General features: G+C 60.7%; 19 protein-coding genes. 8 read left to right on the top strand and 11 right to left on the bottom strand.

What is annotated here, in order from left to right; genetic code table 11:
- Positions 1-123 precede the first annotated feature (123 nt).
- Genes CFAEC_RS11800 through CFAEC_RS11790 form a run of 3 tightly spaced genes read left to right on the top strand, consistent with a single transcriptional unit; the run spans position 124 to position 2,379 of the window.
- The gene (locus CFAEC_RS11800) at positions 124-651 is read left to right on the top strand and encodes an NUDIX domain-containing protein (protein ID WP_290277061.1); all 528 of its coding nucleotides are present in this window, start codon (positions 124-126) and stop codon (positions 649-651) included.
- 24 nt (positions 652-675) lie between these two features.
- Positions 676-1,614, top strand: a complete 939-nt coding sequence (locus CFAEC_RS11795) for an ABC transporter ATP-binding protein (RefSeq protein WP_290277059.1) — start codon at positions 676-678, stop codon at positions 1,612-1,614.
- Between the two features lie 3 nt (positions 1,615-1,617).
- The gene (locus CFAEC_RS11790; protein WP_290277057.1) at positions 1,618-2,379 is read left to right on the top strand and encodes a DUF2705 family protein; all 762 of its coding nucleotides are present in this window, start codon (positions 1,618-1,620) and stop codon (positions 2,377-2,379) included.
- 7 nt (positions 2,380-2,386) lie between these two features.
- Here CFAEC_RS11790 and CFAEC_RS11785 read toward each other — a convergent pair whose 3' ends face one another.
- Complete coding sequence (locus CFAEC_RS11785; RefSeq protein WP_290277055.1) at positions 2,387-3,700, bottom strand: Na/Pi symporter; 1,314 nt, start codon at positions 3,698-3,700, stop codon at positions 2,387-2,389.
- A gap of 223 nt (positions 3,701-3,923) precedes the next feature.
- On the opposite strand from CFAEC_RS11785, the gene CFAEC_RS11780 reads away from it, so the two are divergent.
- The gene (locus tag CFAEC_RS11780) at positions 3,924-5,123 is read left to right on the top strand and encodes a multidrug effflux MFS transporter (RefSeq protein ID WP_290277053.1); all 1,200 of its coding nucleotides are present in this window, start codon (positions 3,924-3,926) and stop codon (positions 5,121-5,123) included.
- A 40-nt stretch (positions 5,124-5,163) separates the two neighbouring features.
- Here CFAEC_RS11780 and cls read toward each other — a convergent pair whose 3' ends face one another.
- The 4 genes from cls to CFAEC_RS11760 form a co-directional block, all read right to left on the bottom strand.
- Positions 5,164-6,666, bottom strand: a complete 1,503-nt coding sequence (gene cls, locus CFAEC_RS11775) for a cardiolipin synthase (RefSeq protein WP_290277051.1) — start codon at positions 6,664-6,666, stop codon at positions 5,164-5,166.
- Between the two features lie 26 nt (positions 6,667-6,692).
- Positions 6,693-7,484 (bottom strand): exodeoxyribonuclease III, encoded by a 792-nt coding sequence (locus CFAEC_RS11770; RefSeq protein ID WP_290277049.1) that lies wholly within the window; start codon positions 7,482-7,484, stop codon positions 6,693-6,695.
- A 71-nt stretch (positions 7,485-7,555) separates the two neighbouring features.
- Positions 7,556-8,563 carry an N-acetylglutamate synthase, CG3035 family gene (locus CFAEC_RS11765; RefSeq protein ID WP_290277047.1) on the bottom strand — a complete coding sequence of 336 codons (1,008 nt, stop codon included), beginning with the start codon at positions 8,561-8,563 and terminating at the stop codon, positions 7,556-7,558.
- A complete protein-coding gene (locus CFAEC_RS11760; protein ID WP_290277046.1) occupies positions 8,553-9,134 on the bottom strand; it encodes a peptide deformylase in 582 nt (193 codons plus the stop codon). The genes CFAEC_RS11765 and CFAEC_RS11760 overlap by 11 nt, the downstream gene beginning before the upstream one ends.
- 16 nt (positions 9,135-9,150) lie before the next feature.
- Here CFAEC_RS11760 and CFAEC_RS11755 point away from each other — a divergent pair, with 16 nt between their 5' ends.
- From CFAEC_RS11755 to CFAEC_RS11740, 4 genes are read left to right on the top strand one after another with little or no spacing between them, the layout of a single operon-like run.
- Positions 9,151-9,363: a DUF3263 domain-containing protein gene (locus CFAEC_RS11755; RefSeq protein WP_290277044.1), complete on the top strand. Its 213-nt coding sequence runs from the start codon at positions 9,151-9,153 to the stop codon at positions 9,361-9,363.
- A 5-nt stretch (positions 9,364-9,368) separates the two neighbouring features.
- Positions 9,369-10,073, top strand: coding sequence for a LytR C-terminal domain-containing protein (locus CFAEC_RS11750; RefSeq protein WP_290277042.1), 705 nt, complete (start codon positions 9,369-9,371; stop codon positions 10,071-10,073).
- Between the two features lie 51 nt (positions 10,074-10,124).
- The gene (locus tag CFAEC_RS11745; RefSeq protein ID WP_290277040.1) at positions 10,125-11,261 is read left to right on the top strand and encodes a glutamate--cysteine ligase; all 1,137 of its coding nucleotides are present in this window, start codon (positions 10,125-10,127) and stop codon (positions 11,259-11,261) included.
- Positions 11,248-11,853: an alpha/beta fold hydrolase gene (locus CFAEC_RS11740; protein WP_290277038.1), complete on the top strand. Its 606-nt coding sequence runs from the start codon at positions 11,248-11,250 to the stop codon at positions 11,851-11,853. The genes CFAEC_RS11745 and CFAEC_RS11740 overlap by 14 nt, the downstream gene beginning before the upstream one ends.
- Before the next feature lie 193 nt (positions 11,854-12,046).
- Here CFAEC_RS11740 and CFAEC_RS11735 read toward each other — a convergent pair whose 3' ends face one another.
- The 6 genes from CFAEC_RS11735 to CFAEC_RS11710 are packed head-to-tail and all read right to left on the bottom strand — an operon-like array spanning position 12,047 to position 18,529.
- Positions 12,047-12,424: a monovalent cation/H(+) antiporter subunit G gene (locus tag CFAEC_RS11735; RefSeq protein ID WP_290277036.1), complete on the bottom strand. Its 378-nt coding sequence runs from the start codon at positions 12,422-12,424 to the stop codon at positions 12,047-12,049.
- Positions 12,425-12,700 (bottom strand): monovalent cation/H+ antiporter complex subunit F, encoded by a 276-nt coding sequence (locus tag CFAEC_RS11730; RefSeq protein WP_290277034.1) that lies wholly within the window; start codon positions 12,698-12,700, stop codon positions 12,425-12,427.
- Positions 12,701-12,706: 6 nt separating this feature from the next.
- Positions 12,707-13,216 carry a Na+/H+ antiporter subunit E gene (locus CFAEC_RS11725; RefSeq protein ID WP_290277032.1) on the bottom strand — a complete coding sequence of 170 codons (510 nt, stop codon included), beginning with the start codon at positions 13,214-13,216 and terminating at the stop codon, positions 12,707-12,709.
- Positions 13,213-14,997: a Na+/H+ antiporter subunit D gene (locus CFAEC_RS11720; RefSeq protein WP_290277029.1), complete on the bottom strand. Its 1,785-nt coding sequence runs from the start codon at positions 14,995-14,997 to the stop codon at positions 13,213-13,215. The genes CFAEC_RS11725 and CFAEC_RS11720 overlap by 4 nt, the downstream gene beginning before the upstream one ends.
- Positions 14,990-15,481 (bottom strand): Na(+)/H(+) antiporter subunit C, encoded by a 492-nt coding sequence (locus CFAEC_RS11715; protein WP_290277027.1) that lies wholly within the window; start codon positions 15,479-15,481, stop codon positions 14,990-14,992. The genes CFAEC_RS11720 and CFAEC_RS11715 overlap by 8 nt, the downstream gene beginning before the upstream one ends.
- The gene (locus CFAEC_RS11710; RefSeq protein ID WP_290277025.1) at positions 15,482-18,529 is read right to left on the bottom strand and encodes a Na+/H+ antiporter subunit A; all 3,048 of its coding nucleotides are present in this window, start codon (positions 18,527-18,529) and stop codon (positions 15,482-15,484) included.
- Between the last annotated feature and the right edge of the window lie 76 nt (positions 18,530-18,605).

Below are 18,605 nucleotides of genomic sequence, written 5' to 3'. Positions count from 1 at the left end.
CCAGATGGGCCCCAGACCGGCCAGGGCCTGGTCCCGGTTTGTCCCCGGTTTATCCCCGCAGACACCGGAAGCGGGCCCCTGTTCTGACCCACAACCTGTGATCACTCGCCTAGTGTGGTCTACATGAAAGGTGACGGTGATGGTTGGGCAGCTGGGCCTGCGGGTTCGGCAATGTGGGGACGAAACGGAGCTGCAGGGTTACTTCTGGTGGCTGGAGATGCTGACCAGAGCGTGGATCGGTGGCATGTGTTGCTGCAGCACCGTGCGCACTGGACCAATAATGGTGGAACGTGGGCGTTGCCCGGGGGTGCGCGGGATTCTCATGAGTCCGTGGCTCAGGCTGCGCTGCGTGAGGCCGCCGAGGAAACGGGAATTGATGCAGAACGGGTGGAGATCCTGCATTCTCTGGTCACTGCCGGTCCGTTCCCGGGTGATCCGAAGAGGCCGGAACTAGCCTCGGACTGGTCTTATACCACGGTTATCGCCCGCACCACCAGCGGGGATGTTCTGGACACCATTGCCAATGAGGAGTCCCTCGAGCTTCGATGGGTGGCTGTGGGTGAGGTGGAGGATCTCGCGCTCATGCCTGTGTTCAGGTCCGCCTGGCAGGATCTCAAGGGGCTGATCGGGGAGGTCGCTGTGTCCCGCTGACCAACTAATGACAAACTGGTCTGCATGATCGAAGTCGCAGGCCTCACAAAAAAGTATGGGCAGGTTCGTGCGGTCGAGGATCTGACCTTCACGGTCAAGCCGGGTATCGTCACCGGTTTCCTCGGTCCGAATGGTGCCGGTAAATCCACGACCATGCGGTGCATCGTCGGATTGGATAACCCCACCGCAGGACAGGCCACCATTGATGGACAGCCCTACCGGGCGTTGAAGAACCCATTGAACCGGGTGGGCACTCTGTTGGATGCGAAGGCAACCCACCCAAACCGTTCCGCAGCCAATCATCTGAAGTGGATCGCACAGGCTAATGGTCTGTCTGCGAAAAGAGTGGATGAGGTGCTCGCGCTCGTCGGGCTCTCGGATGTGGCGGGCAAGAAGACGGGTGGATTCTCCCTCGGCATGGGGCAGCGGCTTGGACTGGCTGGCGCATTGCTGGGTGATCCGGATTACCTCATCCTTGATGAGCCGGTCAATGGTCTGGATCCGGAGGGTATCCACTGGGTGCGCATGCTGTTGAAGAACCTGGCATCAGAGGGGCGTACCGTGCTGGTGAGTTCCCATCTTCTATCTGAGATGGCGCTCACGGCGGATCATCTGGTGGTGATCGGCCGCGGCAGGTTGGTGGCGGACACCCCGATCCAGGACTTCATCCGTGAGCATTCCGCGACCACCGTCATGGTGCGCACAACGCAACGAGAGGCGTTGGAGGCCGCGTTGCGCGGCGAGGGGATCGGGTTTGAGACGAAGCTTATCGACGCCCACCCCATGCCCACCTACATCATCAGTGATCGCACCACCGATGAGATCGGCACCCTCGCCTTCACACACAACATCGGCCTGTTGGAACTCTCAGAGCACCGCGCCTCACTTGAACAGGCATTCCTCCAGACCACGGGCGAATCCGTCCAGTATCACGCATCAACACCGGAACAGCAGGAGAAGTAAGTCATGTTTCTGAACGTTCTGAGGTCCGAGTGGACCAAACTGATCACCACCCGTTCCTTCTGGTGGACATCTGTGCTGTTCATCCTGCTGGGTGTGGGATTCGCCGCCCTGACAGGAAGTTTCGCCACTGGCGAGGATCTCGCCACCACCCTGTTGCTGGCCGGTAACACCGTCTCCGGTTTGTATATCGCCAGCTTCATCGTGGTGATCGTCCAGGCGGTCATGGTGTTCACCACCGAATTCAGGTACGGCTACCAGCAGTATTCCTTCCTGGCCACACCGAAGCGCTCGGTGGTGGCACTGGCGAAGTGGCTGCTCTATGCACTCCTGGCCATGGTGATCACGTTCATCACCGTGCTGTTGTGTTTCTACGTGGCCAAGGCTCTTGCCTCGGAGGTGGCCAGCAGCACCCTTGATGTATGGAATGACAACGAGGCTTTGCGCATCATGTGGCAGTACCCGGTGGGTGCTGCACTCCTGGTGACCTTCTCCTCCGGTGTGGCACTGTTGCTGCGCCAGTCCGCGGGAGCCATCACACTGATCCTGATGTGGCATCTGGCGCTGGAGGATCTCGCGGGTCTGCTGCCCCGGGTTGGGGAATTCGTGGGCAAATACGGGCCGTTCACCAATCTGCGTTCCTACATCACCGGATTCCAGACCTCTGATCCCGGCTGGGGGCCGGAGTTCGGGGCGGTCTACTTCGGTATCTGGGCCGTGGTGTTGTTCATCGCCGGCATCGTGGTGCTGGAGAAGCGCGACGCCTGAGAAGTTGTCAGGTCATCACCGTGTACAGCAACAGAAGAGCCGATGGAATGGCGATGTAGAAGCTGACGAGGGTGATTAGCGTGGTGGTGTAACTCCGGGCTGCCAGCTGTGCTGATTTTTCCGCAAGGGTGATGATCGCACGGCCCACCCGGGGGATACACAACACCACGATTGCACCGAAGAGATTGAGTGACACGTGAACCAGGGCGGCCTGTAGCGCGAATGCGCCGTGGATGCCTACGACGGCGAAAGTGGCGATTGCGGCGGTCATGGTGGTGCCCACGTTGGCTCCCAGGATCACCGCCAGGATCGCCCGCCGTTTGAGGGTTTTGGTCACGGCGAAAGGCTGCATGGAGGACACGGTCACCGCGGATGCCGTCACCATGATGGTGAACAGAACCCCGACACCGAAACCGAGGAGATTGGTCCGGACGGTGGCGGGTTTTGATTCCTCCGGGTCGGAGAACATATCCAGCAGGGAATGCGCGGTGGCTGCGGTGATCATGTGAAGTTGGAAACTCATCACCCGGATGGAGACCAGAATGATGGCGGTACCTGCGATCAGGGAGAAGACGGCAGCCACAGTCTGACTACCGAACAACCCGAATAGACCGTTGGTGCCGATCAACTCGATGAAGGGTTCCACCACCGTCTGCACGATGTGGGTGGTGGGTACCGTGTTATCGGCTGAGCCGACAAGCCGGTCAGCCATGTAGCCACTGAAGGAGCGCAACGGATGGAAAAGAACCTCTACCGTGACCGCGACCAGGACAACCAGGGTGTTGAACCACAGGTGCATGGCGGCGGTGGTGAAGGCTTTTTTGAATTCCCTCCGTTCACCCACATAGGAGAATGACACCAGCAGGGCGGTCATGGTGGTGCCGATGTTGGCGCCCATGATGATGGGGATGGCCACGGGAACGGAGATGAGTCCTGTTCCCACTGCAGCCACGGTCAGCGTGGTCGTGGTGGTGGAGGATTGGACGAGGGCGGTGGCGAGAACACCGATCAGCAGTCCCATATAAGGGTTGGCTGCCAGCTCATACATCCGGTTGGCGCTGGTGGTACCCACGCTGTACACACCGTCGAGGATGAGGTTGATGCCCACGATGATGGCGAAGATCGAGGCCAGAACCACCAGCCAGCGAACAAACTTCCCCCACCCGGAGAGCAGCACCTGATCATTGCCGGCGCTGACCTGTTTGGGATTGATGGGGTGGAAGGTTCCGGGAAGAAAGGCCGCCGCCGGGCCACTCCGGGTGGGGATCGGCGGGGGGAGCGACCGACGGGGATGTTGAACGTATTCAAAACTACTGGCCATCTGGACTCCCCCTTTCCTTAAACCCATTCGAAACCCATGCGAAACCGCTTCGCCTGGATGAATATAAAGCGCCCGAGATGTCATCACACCTTTGAGCCATACACTCAAATCGTACATGTATGACAGGTGAACAATCCAAAATGTAGGTCGTATGACACCTACCCGCCCAATGGATCGTGTATGATTTCGCGGTTCAACCCAATCGTCGAACGGTAGAACCACAATGGTGCAGGGTAAACAACAGCTTTCCACCCCACTTCTCCTTGGGCTTGCGCTTCTCACGGCCACCCCGGCTCTGTCCACCGACATGTATCTGCCGGCATTACCCATGGTCGCCACTGATCTGGACACCACCACACCCATGGTGCAGCTGACCCTTTCGGCATTCATGGCGGGCATGGCCATGGGCCAGCTCATCATCGGTCCGATCTCTGATTCCATCGGGCGCAGAAGGCTGCTGCTTGCTGGTGCCGTCATCTCGCTGGTGGCCAGCATCGCCTGTGCGCTGGCACCGACCATCGGTGTCCTGATCGCCATGCGGTTGCTGCAGGGGCTCGGGGGCGGAGCCTGCGTGGTCATCGCCCGCGCCGTCGTTCCGGATCTGGCCCGGGGTAGGGAGGCCGCACAGGCCTTCGCTCTGCTCATGATCATCCAGGCGGCGGCTCCGATTCTGGCACCGGTCATCGGTGGTGTGGTGTCTGAACCTCTGGGTTGGCGTGCGGTGTTCTGGGTGCTGGCGGCCATCAACGTGGCGCAGGTAGTGGTGGTGGCACTCGGGATCAGGGAATCACGACCGGTCGGGGAACGAACCGGTGCGGGGTTGAGGGGCATGATGTCCAACTACCTCTACGTGCTGAAGAACCCCCAGTTCCTCGCCTATACCCTGGTCCTTGCATTGTCCTTCGGTGCGATGTTCTCCTATATCTCCGCCTCGCCGTTCGTTCTGCAGAACCAGATGGGTATGAGCCCGCTGATGTTCTCAGTTGTCTTCGCCGTCAATGCGGTGGCCCTGATGCTGTCCGGTTTTATTAACCGTCGGTTGCTGCAGACTCTTCACCCACACCACATCATGCGCGGCACCATGATCAGCTTCATCGTCCTCATGCTGGTGCTGGTGGCGGAGGTGACCCTGATCCGCTCAACAGCCCTGTTCCTGGTGTTGGTATTCCTGGCGGTCGCGCATGTGCCTTTCCTCATGGCCAATGCCACTGCGCTGGGCACCGCGGTGGTTCGTGAGCGCGCCGGCTCGGGGTCTGCGGTGATGGGTTTTACCCAGTTCGCGGTGGGAGGCATTGTCAGTCCCCTGGTGGGACTCGGCTCGGATCGTGCCCTGAGCATGGCGGTGGGAATGGTGGTGTGCGCGCTGTTTGCCGGCACCGCGGTGTGGGTGGCTGGGTGCCGTCCACTTCCAGACATGGGATGAAGGCTTTTTGCAGGGCCCAGTGCAGAACCCAGTGCAGCTCCTATTGCAGCGCCGAGGTCAGGCGCATCACATTGTCCAGATAGCGGCGTCCCCAGCTGCGTTCATTCCACTTATCCAGGGTGAGCCGGGTGCTGGTGTCCTTGTAATGCGCGGTTATCTTATCCAGATCACGGATCAGGTCTCCTTTGGCCACGAGCATGGAGATCTCATAGTTGAGACCGAAGCTGCGCATGTCCAGATTGGACGATCCCACCACACCCATGGGTACGCTGCCGGCTTCCCGATCGGGATCCGCGATCATGTACTTGGTGTGCAGGACATAGGGCTTGGGGTACATGTAGATCTTCACCCCGGCTTCCAGGAGTGCCTGGTAGTAGGAGGACTGTGCGTGGTTGACCATGAACTGATCAGCCTGTTCAGAGACATACAGCTCCACCCGGACCCCGCGGTAGCAGGCAGATGTCACGGCCTCCAGAAGGGATTCATCAGGAATGAAGTAGGGGCTGCACAACACCAGGCGGTCCTTGGCGTGGTGGACGATGGAGTTGAACATCCGCAGGTTCGGTTCTGTGGTGTATCCGGGACCGGAGGGCACCAGCTGGACCACATTCATCTGGGAATCCTGGGCGGTGTCCGGGATGGTCTCATGGGCCTCATCGTGGTCGCGGATCTCCAGGGTCTCATTGGATTCCACATACCAGTCACCGGCGAAGACCATCTCCATGGAGGAGACGATGGGGCCGGACATCTCCACCATGAGGTCCACCCATTTGCGGCCCATCTTGATGTTCTTGCGCTGCAGATAACTGGCATCGATCATGTTGAGGGATCCGATGAAACCGCGGTGGCCGTCGATAATCAGCATCTTGCGGTGGTTGCGCAGATCGGGGCGGCGGAAGCGGCGCCTCCACGGCTGGAGGGGGAGCATGAGGTACCACTCGATGCCCATGGCGGTGAGTTTCTTCTTCAATTTCCGGTAACCGGGGTATTTCCAGCTGCCCACGTGATCGAAGAGGAGCCGCACTTTCACACCGCGTTCCTCCGCGCGCCCCAGAGCCTCATAGAACGGCCGGGTGGTCTCATCCCAGGCCATGATGTAGATCTCCACGTAGATATAGTCTTCGGCCGCATCCACGGCTTCGGTCATGCGTCGGATGATGCCGTCATAGTCGGTGTGCATGCCATGGTTGACACCGATCACAGCAGGCATGTTGGTCAGTCGACGGTTGAGGCGGATGACTGATTCGATCTCCGGGTGCATGCTCACACCGCTGGGGTAATCGGGAACATCATCATGCACGTCATCGATGAGGTCGTTGACCTCCTGCTGGATGCGGTGTCGCCGTTTATTGATATAGGGCGAACCCATGAGCAGGAACAGTGGCAGTCCCAGGAAGGGGATCAGCAAAATGGCCAGCAGCCACGCGGTGGAGGTGCCGGGGCGGCGACCCTCGGGGACATAACCGATGGCGATGATCTTGATGGTGTAATCCACGAGCAGACCGATGGTCTGCCAGAGCTCCAGGTCAATGGATATGGTCATGAGAGCCTGTGTTTTCCGCCCCGTGATTAAACTGCATAGTCGACGATGACGGGCGCATGATCTGATGCACCCTTCCCGCCCCGTTCCTCCACGTCCACGAAGGTCTCACCGGCGACCGCCGCCAGGGCGGGGGAGGCCAGTTGGAAATCAATACGCATGCCCTCACCCTTGAGGAAACGTGCGCCCTTGTAGTCCCAGTAGGTGAAGACGCCTGGCCCGGGGTTGGTCTCCGCAAGACCGGTTTCCAACAGCTGTTGATAAGCTGCGCGCTCCGGTTCGGTGATGTGGGTTCTCCCCTCGAAGGCGGACACATCCCATACATCCTGATCTGTCGGGGCGATATTGTAATCACCGAGCAGCACCAGTTTCTCCTCCGGGTTTGCCCGCAGCACATCGGCCACATGGTTGCGCAGTGCGTACAACCAGCGCAGTTTGTAGTCATAGTGTGGGTCGGCGATCTCCCGGCCGTTGGGCACATAGAGGCTCCACACGCGCACGCCTCCACAGACCGCGCCGATGGCACGGGCCTCAATGGCCTGCTCCGTATCGGCATCCTTGTGAAATCCGGGCTGACCGGGGAACTGCGTCTGCACGTCCTCCAGCCCGACCCGGGAGATGATGGCCACCCCGTTCCACTGGCTCAGCCCGAAATGGGCCACCTCATAACCGTGTTCGGTGAAACGGTCATACGGGAACTGATCATCGCGGCATTTGGATTCCTGCACCGCCAGAACATCCACGTCATGCCGAATGAGAAAATCCACCATCCGGTCCACGCGGGTGCGTGCCGAGTTGACGTTCCAGTTCACGATGCGCATGACCTATACCCTAGCGTTTCCACAAAGATTGCTTATCGACGACCCAGACCATCGCTTCCTACCGCACGCCCTCAACGGGTGCGTTCGGCATAACGGTGGCGATGATGTTCGGTGAAACCGAGTTTGGAATATAACCCGACCCCGGCCTCATTTCGTGAGATTACCTGGAGGTAGGCCTCCCCGGCACCCATGTCCGCGCCCCAGTGCTGGATGCGGGCACCGAGCGCGGTGCCCAGCCCGCGGCGTCGATAAGCAGGCGCGACTTCAACGGCCGAATAACCGAGGAAGGTGCGCGACTCGGCGGACGTGATGGTCGCGCGCGTGATGGCGACCGTCTGGCCGAGTGAGGTGAGCAGGCGGCCGAATCCCATCTGGCCGTCGATGCGGGTGCGCAGCAGCTCGAGCGCCTCCGGCGGCAGGGCACGGCCACGGAAGTGGTACATGCCCAGCCACTCATCATCGGGCTGCTCATCCACCCGGAACTGCAACCCCTCCGGAAGTGCCACGGGGGCCAGGCCTTCCAGTTCCCTGGTCATCACCAGGATCTCCGGCCCCAGGGTCCAGGCGTCAGGCTCTGCCGAAACTACCCTGTGTGCGGGTTTCCCGATGCGTTCCGGGATGTGCAGGCGGACAGGGAGCCGGTGGGCGGCGTAGAATTCCTCGATCTCGTCCATCGGCACCGGATCAAAACCGGTGGTGGGGCCCAGCGGGGAGGCGGAGTTGGAACGTTCGGTGATGCCGTCGCCGGCGCGCATGAGCCAACCCCCGGCCCACTCGTTGGCAAGTCCGGGGAACGCCTTGGCGGTGGCCACCTCCACCGCGCGGATATCCGAGTTACGGATGGTGCGCGGGGAGAGGATCTTCACCACCTCGAGCTGATGGTCCGGTATCTCGATGCCATCGGAGGTGGACGGCATGCCACCCACGGACTGCGGGCGCACCACCAGGGGATTCAGGCCGATGACGTGGCCGATCACATCGGTCCAGTGCGGATCGGCGTCATTGATGCGACGCCGCACCACCACGCGGTCGCCGATTTTCGGGTCGTGGCTGCGGAACCGCGGCAGCCTAGACGTCATGTCCGAAAGGATCCTCATCCTCGCCGGGCATCCAGGTCAGACCGGCCTCGGTCCACCCATTGGCCTTGATGGTCTTCTTGGCCATGCGCTTCCACCGACCGATGAGCGTATCGGTGTAGAGGAACCCATCCAGGTGTCCCACCTCATGCTGGAAACAACGCGCCAGGAAACCGGTGGCCTCCATGGACCATTCCTCACCGTGCTCATTCAGACCGGTGACCTTTGTCCACTCTGCGCGGCCGGTGGGGAAGCCCTCACCGGGAACCGAGAGACAACCCTCCTCCTCGCTGCCGTCATCAGAGGGCATGGTTTCCGGGATCTCGGAGGTCTCCATGACCGGGTTGATGAAGCAACCGCGGTGCATCTCGCCCTCATCATCGGGACAGTTGAACACGAAGATGCGTTTGGACACCCCGATCTGGTTGGCGGCCAGACCGACACCGTTGGCCACCTCCATGGTCTCGTACATATCATTAATCAGTTCCTGCAGCTCCGAGACCTCCTCGGTTACTTCAGCGGTCGGGTTGTGGAGGACGGGATCACCGTGGATAACAATTGGTCGGACAGTCATGTTCTACAGTTTAGGCATGCTCAGCCCTGAAGATTTAACGCTCCTCACCTTTGAGGCCTCCGCACCCCGGGCCCAGGGGGCCAAGGAGGAAGCGATCCGGGACCGGTTCGGGATCTCCCCGGTGCGCTACTACCAGCGCCTCAACCTGATCATCGATACCCCCGAAGCGATGAAAATCAACCCAACCCTGGTCTCCAGGTTACGGCGTCGCGCTGGGAAGATAGACTAAGCGCCATGACTTCGGACATGCAGAACTCTTCCCCGTCGGACGCCGGAGACGGCGCAGGTAAACCCGCCGGAGGCTCCGGCCTTCCCGTGCGCGGACTGGCCATGATCCTCATCGCCGTGGCAGTGCTTCTGGCGGCGTGGGCCTTGTGGTCAATGCTGAGTGACAGTGATGATTCCGCAGCCGGTGATACCGGCACCACTGAGACGACAGTGGCATCGGAGGCGACCCCCGATCAGCAGAATACCGCTCCGGTTACTGCTCCGGACGGGGAGCAGGATCAGAACGGTCAGGACACCACCGTGGATGAAAATAACCGTGAGGAAACCGTGGCGGGTGAGGGCGTAGACGAGCCTGCTGATGAGCGCGGTGCAGATCCCGCTCCGGCCCGGCCTGCGGGTTCCGCAGCGGACAGCACCCCGGTGACCACCCTGCATGTTCTGAACAACTCCACCGTCACCCAGCTGGCAGCACGGGTGGCGGACTCCCTTGAAGGTGACTATGACACCGTGGAATCCGGCAACCTCCCGGATGTGGCCATCCCGCGGACCACCGTCTACTTCACTGAGGGCAACCCCGATGCGGAGAAGGCTGCCCGTGAGCTGGCAGACCGCGTCAACGGTGTGGCCATGGAACGCAGTCCTGTCCTGCCTGAGGAAACCGAAGGCGAGGACGCCATCGTGCTGGTCCTCGTGGAAGATGTCACCCTGTAGCAGCAACCCCACTGTGACTGCCGGCGAGGATCCCCAAGGAGGCCCCACACCATGGCTGTTGAGTTCAAACGTTCACCGAAACCGACCCTCGGCGTGGAGTGGGAGGTGGCACTCGTTGATCCTGAATCTCGTGATCTGGCACCGCGTGCCTCGGAGATCCTGGACATCGTGACTGAACGACACCCGGATATCCACCTGGAACGGGAGTTCCTCCAGAACACCGTTGAACTGGTCACCGGGGTGTGCGACACCGTTCCGGAAGCTGTCGCGGAGCTTGATCGCGGTCTGACCGCCATCAAAGAGGCCGCGGCAGAACTGGGATTGCGTCCCTGGACCTCGGGCTCCCATCCGTTTTCTGATTTCCGTGAGAACCCGGTGTCGGAGAAGGGGGCATATGATGAGATCATCGCCCGCACCCAATACTGGGGAAACCAGATGCTCATCTGGGGAATCCACGTCCATGTTGGGATCAGCCACGAGGACCGGGTCTGGCCCATCATCAATGCGCTGTTGACCAACTACCCGCACCTGCTGGCCCTGTCTGCGAGCTCTCCGGCCTGGGATGGATTGGACACAGGCTATGCCTCCAACCGCACCATGCTCTATCAGCAGCTGCCCACCGCGGGCCTGCCGTATCAGTTCGCCAGTTGGGATGAGTGGATCTCCTATATGGCGGATCAGGATAAGTCCGGCGTGATCAACCACACCGGCTCCATGCACTTTGATATCCGGCCGGCGTCCAAGTGGGGAACCATCGAGGTCCGCATCGCGGACTCCACATCCAACCTGCGGGAACTGTCCGCCATCGTGGCGCTGACCCACTGCCTGGTGGTGCACTATGACCGCATGATTGACCGCGGTGAGGAACTACCCACACTTCAACAGTGGCACGTGGCGGAGAACAAATGGCGCGCGGCCCGTTACGGGCTGGACGCAGAGATCATCATCTCCCGTGACACCGATGAAGCCATGGTGCAGGATGAACTCCGCCGAATGGTGGCACGTCTGGAACCCCTGGCTGCCGAGCTGGGATGCCAAGGGGAGCTGGAGTTGGTGCTGGAGATCCTGGAACGCGGTGGCGGCTATGAGCGTCAGCGCCGGGCACATAAGCGCACCGGTTCGTGGATCGCAGCAGTGGATCTGGCCTGCGATGAGCTGGAGGAGTTGAAACCCCTTGGAACCGAATAAACCCATCGTGTTCATCCCCGATTCCGGGGAACTCACCGATGCCTTCGCCGAGGTGGTCAACATGCTGCCCGCCGGTGTGAAACCGCGCATCGCACCCTGGGAAGGGACCGCGGAAGCGGGACAGACAGACGTGGAAAAGCTCCTGGATAAGCACGAGCTACGCCGCATCATCCTGGTAGGCGGGGGACGTGGCGCTGCTGTGGCGCTGCGCATCGCACAGGCACAACCCGGCAGAATCACTCATCTGGTGCTGGACAGTCCCGCCATCTCCCTGGATGAACAGGGGCGCAAGGTTGGTCGCGCATTGAAGAAAATGCCGGGTTTCCTGCTACGCGGACGGAAAAAAGAACTGGTCAGCCACGTCGATGAGCTCAGCAACTCCACTGCCACGGATTACGCAGATGTTGGGATTCCGACCCTGGTGATCAGTGGTTCCCGCTATCCGCTGCCCGGGGCCAAGGAGCTTCTTGGCGCCCTGCCGCAGGCTGTCGGCGTGACCATTGATGGTGCCGGGCTTCGTACCTACACCACCCACCCCGCTGACTTCTCCGCCGAGGTGGGCAGGTTTCTCCAAACCGCGTCAGAACGATAAATTCTGAGTGACGTGCCGATGCTCCAAGGAGTATGGTGTGATCCCGTTACTCCCCCAGGATTCAACATCTTTCGCCAGTTTGGGGTTTTAACACGAAAATATGGCTAGATGTTGGTTTGTTGGTTTGTTGGTTTGTTGGTTTGTTGGGGCTGGGGGATTCCGTGGTGATGCCGACGCGGGGAGCCCCAAACCGCTACTTCTTCACACCGCGGTCCGCCGGGGCATCGTTGCGGGAGAGTTTGCCCTTCTCTCCGTAGAGCCCCTCACGGCGGGATACGCGTCCGACACGTTGAGCAGTGACGGGGCTGGTCAACATGGCGAAAAGGACAAGTAGAACGAGGATGCCCATGTCACCACGCATGGAGAAGTCGAAGTCCTCGTGGCCCAGCATGCGGATCAGCGCACCCACCACGGTGAGGATCAGGCCGGTGGTCTGCGGCTTGGTGATCGCATGGACCCGCGACATGGAGTCCTTGAACCGCACCAGACCCACCGCTGCGGAGAAGGATAGAAAAGCACCGGTGAGGATGAAGATCAGGGAGATGATGTCGGTGAACAGCTGGATGGTCATTTAGGCACCGTCCCTCTTTCTGAAACGTGCAACGGCGACGGAACCCATGAAGCCCATCATCGCCACCACCATCATGGCGTTGCTGACCGTGGTGTCCAGGGTCCAGCAGATGTAGGTGGCCAGGGAACACTGGATCATGGATACCGTGCCGTCCAGACCCAGGAGGCGGTCGATGGAGTTCGGGCCGCTCATGATTTGGTATGTGGTCAGGATGAAGGACATGGAGAACAGGAAGGCCGCGATGGTGAGGATGGCCGTGTAGATCTCGGGGTTCATCGTGGGTCAGCCCCTTTCGAAAACGCGGATCAGGTTGCGCTCGAGTTCGGCAACGTTGTTAACTTCGTTCTCGATGGCGTCGGGTGAATCAGCATCGAGGACGTGGACGGTCCACATGCGGTTGGCGATGTCGATGTCGGTAACCGAACCACCAGGCTGCAGGTTGTACAGCACGGTGGCGAAGGAAAGCACGAGATCGTTCTGCACACGCATGGGTACGTTCAGGATCGCGGTCTTGGGTGGATCCTGGGGACGGAGCGCCAACCACGCCACCTTTACCGAGGCCACGGCCAGATCCCACAGCCAGTTGAGGATCAGCATCACCAGCGCTCCCCAGCGGATGCTGAGGTTGCTGATGGGCATGGCAGGCAGGGGAAGCAACAACACGATGGCGGCCGCCACCAGGAAGCCACCGACCACATTGGCCCAGGACAACTCGCCCATGAGCATGATCCACATGACGGTCAGCCACAGGATGAACAGTGGGCGGAAACGCCGCTTGAAGCCTGCAATCATGAGGTGGCCTCCTCAGGGGTCCTGGCACCGGCTGGTGCTGAGTTCGTCATGGTTTCACCGGTGACCATGCGGTCATTGTCGGAACCGCCGCCACTGAGTTCACTGTCGAGGCGGTTATCCAGGTTGTCGCGGTTGGCATCATAACGTTCCATCTCCAGGGTGCGGTGGGGATTTTCAAAGTTCGGTCCCAACACCGCCGAGCGGTAGATGTTCACGTCCTGGACTGATTCCGCCGCCCGGCCGGTGATGGCGGACAGCGGACCTGCCAGCACCGACACCATGAGGGAAGCGATCACCAGGATGGAGGTGGAGGCGACCATGCCAAATGGCATGCGTCCCACATCGGAGCGGTCCTTCACAGATACCTCGTCCTGCACATCCGCGAGCGGGGCGGGGCGTGCGATCGCGGTGGCACCGTCCGGGGCATCCTTGCGGTCACGCCAGAAGGCCTTCGACCAGACCAACACCATGGTGTAGAGGGTGAGCAGGGAGGTGACCACGGCACCGGCGATGAGGGTCCAGGCCAACCAACCGCCGACCTCTGCACCCGCTTCCAGCAGAATGATCTTGCCCAGAAAACCGGAGAATGGTGGGATGCCACCCAGGTTGATGGCGGGGATGAAGTACAGGATCGCCAGGAGTGGGGAGATATAGGCCAGCGAACCGAGCCGGCGCAGGGAGGATGAACCCGCCTGTCGTTCTACCAGTCCCACGACCAGGAAGAGTGTGGTCTGGACCAGAATGTGGTGGATAGCGTAGAAGATCGCGCCGGAGAGACCCGCGGCAGTGCCCAGGGCCACGCCGAAGATCATGTAGCCGATGTGGCTGACAAGGGTGAAGGAAAGCAGACGCTTGATGTCATTCTGTGCCATCGCGCCGAGGATGCCCACGAGCATGGTGGCCAGCGCCACCCACATCAAAAGGGTATCCAGGGAGCCGTCGGTGAATATCACTGATCGGGCACGGATGATGGCGTACACACCGACCTTGGTCAGCAGGCCGGCGAACACGGCAGTAACCAGTGAAGGTGCGGTGGGGTAGGAGTCAGGCAACCAGGAATCCAGTGGGAAGATCGCCGCCTTGATACCGAAGGCCACCAACAATACTGCGAAGATCGCCGAGCGGGTGCCGTCCGGGACGTCTTCCATGCGCAGACCGATCTGGGCCATGTTGAGAGTACCCACGGAGGCATAAACCATGGCCAGACCGAAGAGGAACACCATGGACGATGCCATGGACACCATCACATATCCCACGCCGGATCGGACTCGCGCAGGTGAGGCACCGAGGGTGAGCAACACATAGGACGCCACCAGCAGAACCTCGAACCCGACGTACAGGTTGAAGAGGTCGCCGGACAGGAACGCCAGGTTCACACCCATCGACAGCAGCAGGTAGGACGGCATGAACACCGCCACCGGCTCATCCTTGCCACCGTCACGGATACCCTGGCTGATTGCATAACCCATCACGGCGAAGAGCACGATGGAGGACACGGTGAGCATGGACACCGACAGTCGGTCAGCCACCAGGCTGATACCCACCGGGGCGTCCCAGCCACCGACCTGAAGCGTCTGGATGCCTTCCATATCCACCAGGTAGAGCATGGTGGCGTTGAGAGCAATGAGGAAGGCGAGCACGGTCAGGGTGATGGCGCGCTGTGCCTGCACATATTTGGACAGGATCAGCGTCAGTGCGGCAGCCACCGCCGGGAGAATCACCGGCATGGGGACCATGTAGGGCAGCAACGGGATCAGGAAGTCATAGAGTTCACTAGTCATCCTTTTCTCCCCTCAGTGGCTGCTCGAAGGATTCCGGTCCGAACTCGTCGCCTTCGGAGGTCATGCGTCCTGTCTCTGGGTCATCGGAGGCGTCATGGTCAGGGGCGGCTGAGGCGATGGTCGGGCGCACGGAGATGGCCACGTCCTCGGTGTCGTCCTGAATGAAGTCCTCGGTGCGGTAACGGTACTGACGGTAGGCCAGTGACAGCATGAAGGCGGTCATGGCCATGGAGATCACGATCGCGGTCAGGATCATCGCCTGTGCCAGGGGATCGGCGATGTTGTCCTCATATAATTCGTTCTCACGTCCCTGGATGGGGGGAGCACCGGCAGAACCACCGGCGATGAGGATGAGCAGGTTCGCACCGTTGCCGATCATCATCAGGCCCATGATCATCTTGGTCATGGCGCGATCCAGCAGCATGTACACACCTGCCGCCACGAGTGCTCCCGCGGCCAGGAGCAGGAAGAGATTGGCTACCATCTACTGCTCCTTCCCATTGTTGCTTTGCGACGTTCCATCAGTGCTGTGTTCTGTTGCCGGCCCGGTGTCCGTGGCCTGGCTGTGTATCGACGGCAGTGGCCGCGGTTTGTCAGCCACGCTCCGCACCGCACTGGTGCTGGAGGCCATTGTGGACTCCCTCCGTGCGCTGCGGGCCAGGCGACGTGCCCGGTCGCGGGCGCGTTGTTTACGCATATCCTCATCCCGGTCCAACTGACCTCCCAGACTGTGCAGGATGTGCATGATCAGTCCGATGACGATCAGGTACACGCCCAGGTCGAAGAGCAGGGCGGAGGCGATGTGGATGTCACCGATGAGCGGCAGCGTGAGATCCCAGATGTGTGAGGTCAACGGCGGTTCACCCAGAGCCATCGGCCACAGGATCGCGGCGGCGGAGGCGATGAGGCCCATGCCGAGGATGCGTCCGGGGTCGACAGGAAGTGCCTCCTCCAGCTCATCACGACCACCGGCCAGATAACGCAGGGCGAAGGCCAGTGCGGCCACCAGGCCACCGGCGAATCCGCCACCAGGGCCATTGTGACCGACGAAGAAGAAGTACACAGAGAGCATGATCATCGACGGGAACAGGATGCGGGTCGCCACATCCACCATCAGTGACCTGTTCTGGGCCTTTTCGGTGTCCACCGGAGCAGCGAGCCAACGACGGCCGGTGGTGGCCAACGTCGGACGACGGGAATCCCGTCGGAAGCTGCGGTTACGGTAGACCAGTGAGGCGATACCGGTTGCCGCAACCACCAGAACAGAGATCTCACCGAAGGTATCGAAGCCACGGATATCCACCAGCAGCACGTTGACCGTGTTGGCACCGTGTCCGACCTCATAGGCCAGATCCTGCATGTAGGTGGAGATCGGCTGTTCGGTACGGGCATTCATGGCGAAGATGGTGAACACCACCACGGAGATACCCACGGATGCTGCCAACCAACCACGCATGCGGGCGTTCTTCGGGTCCGGCTTCCAGGTGACCTCGGTGGGCATCTTGCGCAGAACCAGCATGAACACGACCATGAGCACGGTCTCCACGAGGGTCTGTGTGAGCGCGAGGTCCGGTGCGCCGTGGAGAGCGAAGATGACGGCCAGACCATAACCGGTGACACCGATGAGGATCAGTGCGGACAAACGGTTCTGCATCTGGGTGGCCACGATGGCGACCAGGATGATGATGACAGCCACCACACCCTGGAACGGGTTGTCCCAGAGTTCCATCCGGACGTCATTGCGTTCACCCAGGATCAGGGCCACCATCGGAACGACGGCCAGGACCAGGAAGATGACACCGATGTTCAGGGTCAGGGAGCCACGCTGGGTGGAGGCGGTCAGACGCAGGGAGAGTACCCGTAGGTAATCGAGGATCGCATCGTAGGCGGTGTCCGCATTACCGAAGGCTGCGGTCTTCGGCTGCAGTCGGTGAACAATAGGCAGCTTCCAGTAGAGGAGGAAACCGACGACGATGATCAGCGCGGATAGTGCCAGCGGAAGGTTGAAACCGTGCCACAGGGCCAGGTACGTCTCCTCACCCGGGGCGACGTTGTCCAGGTGGGTGACAATCGCGGAGGACATCGGTGCCGGGATCAGACCCAGAATGACCGTGAGGCTGGTCAGGATGAGGGGAGCAATCCAGAGATCGAAGGTCATACGGTGGGAACCGGCCACGGCCGGGGACTCACCGTTGTTCTCCGGGAAGAGGCTGCGCTTCGTGGCGAAAGCCCCGTAGAGGAAGTAGCAGGAGTAGGCCATGGTGAAGATGGAACCCAACACGATGCCACTCAGCATCAGGCTGCCAGGCATGCCCTGGATCATTGACTCATTCAGAACAGAATCAATGGCGGTTTCCTTAGCGATGAACCCGAACAATGGCGGAATACCAGCCATGGAGGCCGCTGAGATCGCGGCGAGGGCGAACATGAGGGGTTGTTTCCTGCCCAGTCCGGACAACTCGGTGATGTCGCGGGTTCCGGTCGTGTGGTCGATGGCGCCAACCGTCATGAAGAGCGTGGCCTTGAAAAGGGAATGGCCAAAGGTCAGGGCGAGACCAGCAAGGAGAGCTTCCCTGGAGCCGATGCTGATCACCGAGATGATGAAACCGAGCTGTGACACGGTGCCGTACGCCAGGATCAGCTTGAGGTCCTTCTGGCGCAGTGCCATCCAGCCACCCATGATCATGGTGACGATACCCAGGGGCAGAATCACCAGGTACCAGGAGCTCACCACGTTGAAATCAGGTGCAAGGCGGGCCACCAGGTAGATGCCTGCCTTCACCATCGCCGCCGAGTGCAGGTACGCAGAAACCGGTGTGGGGGCGGCCATCGCTCCGGGCAACCAGAAGTGGGTCGGGGCGATCGCGGACTTGGACAAGGCACCGGCGAGGATGAGCAGCGCGCCGATGGAGATATACGGCACCTCCGCCCAGTCGCCCTGATACACCGGGATGTCGGAGAAGTACCAGACACCCGTCTGCGCACCGATGAGGATGATGCCCACCAGCATGGCGAGCCCGCCCAGGGTGGTGACCATCAGGGCCTGGCCAGCTGAACGCCTTGATGAGGCACGCTCACCGTAGTAACCGACCAACAGGAATGACAGCACCGACGTGATCTCCCAGAAGACGTACATCAGGAGGATGTTGTCTGAGATGACCAGGCCGTACATGGCCATCGCGAAACCGACCAGCTGGCCACCAAAGGCGCTCAGGCGACCGGGGTTGGAATCGAAATAACCCCAACAATAAAGGAGAACCAACGCACCGACCCCCAGGATGATCAGGGAGAACAGGGCCGCGAGGGAGTCAAGCCGCATGGTGATGTTGAGGTGAGCGGAAGGCATCCACTCGTAGTGAAGGGAAAGTTCACCCCCATTATCAAAGGTGCCTCTGATGAACTCCCAGACAACCCAGATGAAGCCTGCGCCCGGCACGACAGCCAGCAGACCGAATGCGGATCGTCCCATGGCTCGGATCAGGATGGGGGCGAGTACTGCGGCGGCAGTAAGTGCGAGAAAAAGAATCAGCACGCTATTTCAGTTCCCCTTTGTTGCGGATGTGGACGTGACAGGTGCCACCCCCTGAGTTCACGACGCCCACGTGCGT

This window comes from Corynebacterium faecale (assembly GCF_030408735.1).
Taxonomy (GTDB): domain Bacteria; phylum Actinomycetota; class Actinomycetes; order Mycobacteriales; family Mycobacteriaceae; genus Corynebacterium; species Corynebacterium faecale.
This window is presented reverse-complemented; position numbering and strand designations above follow the sequence as displayed.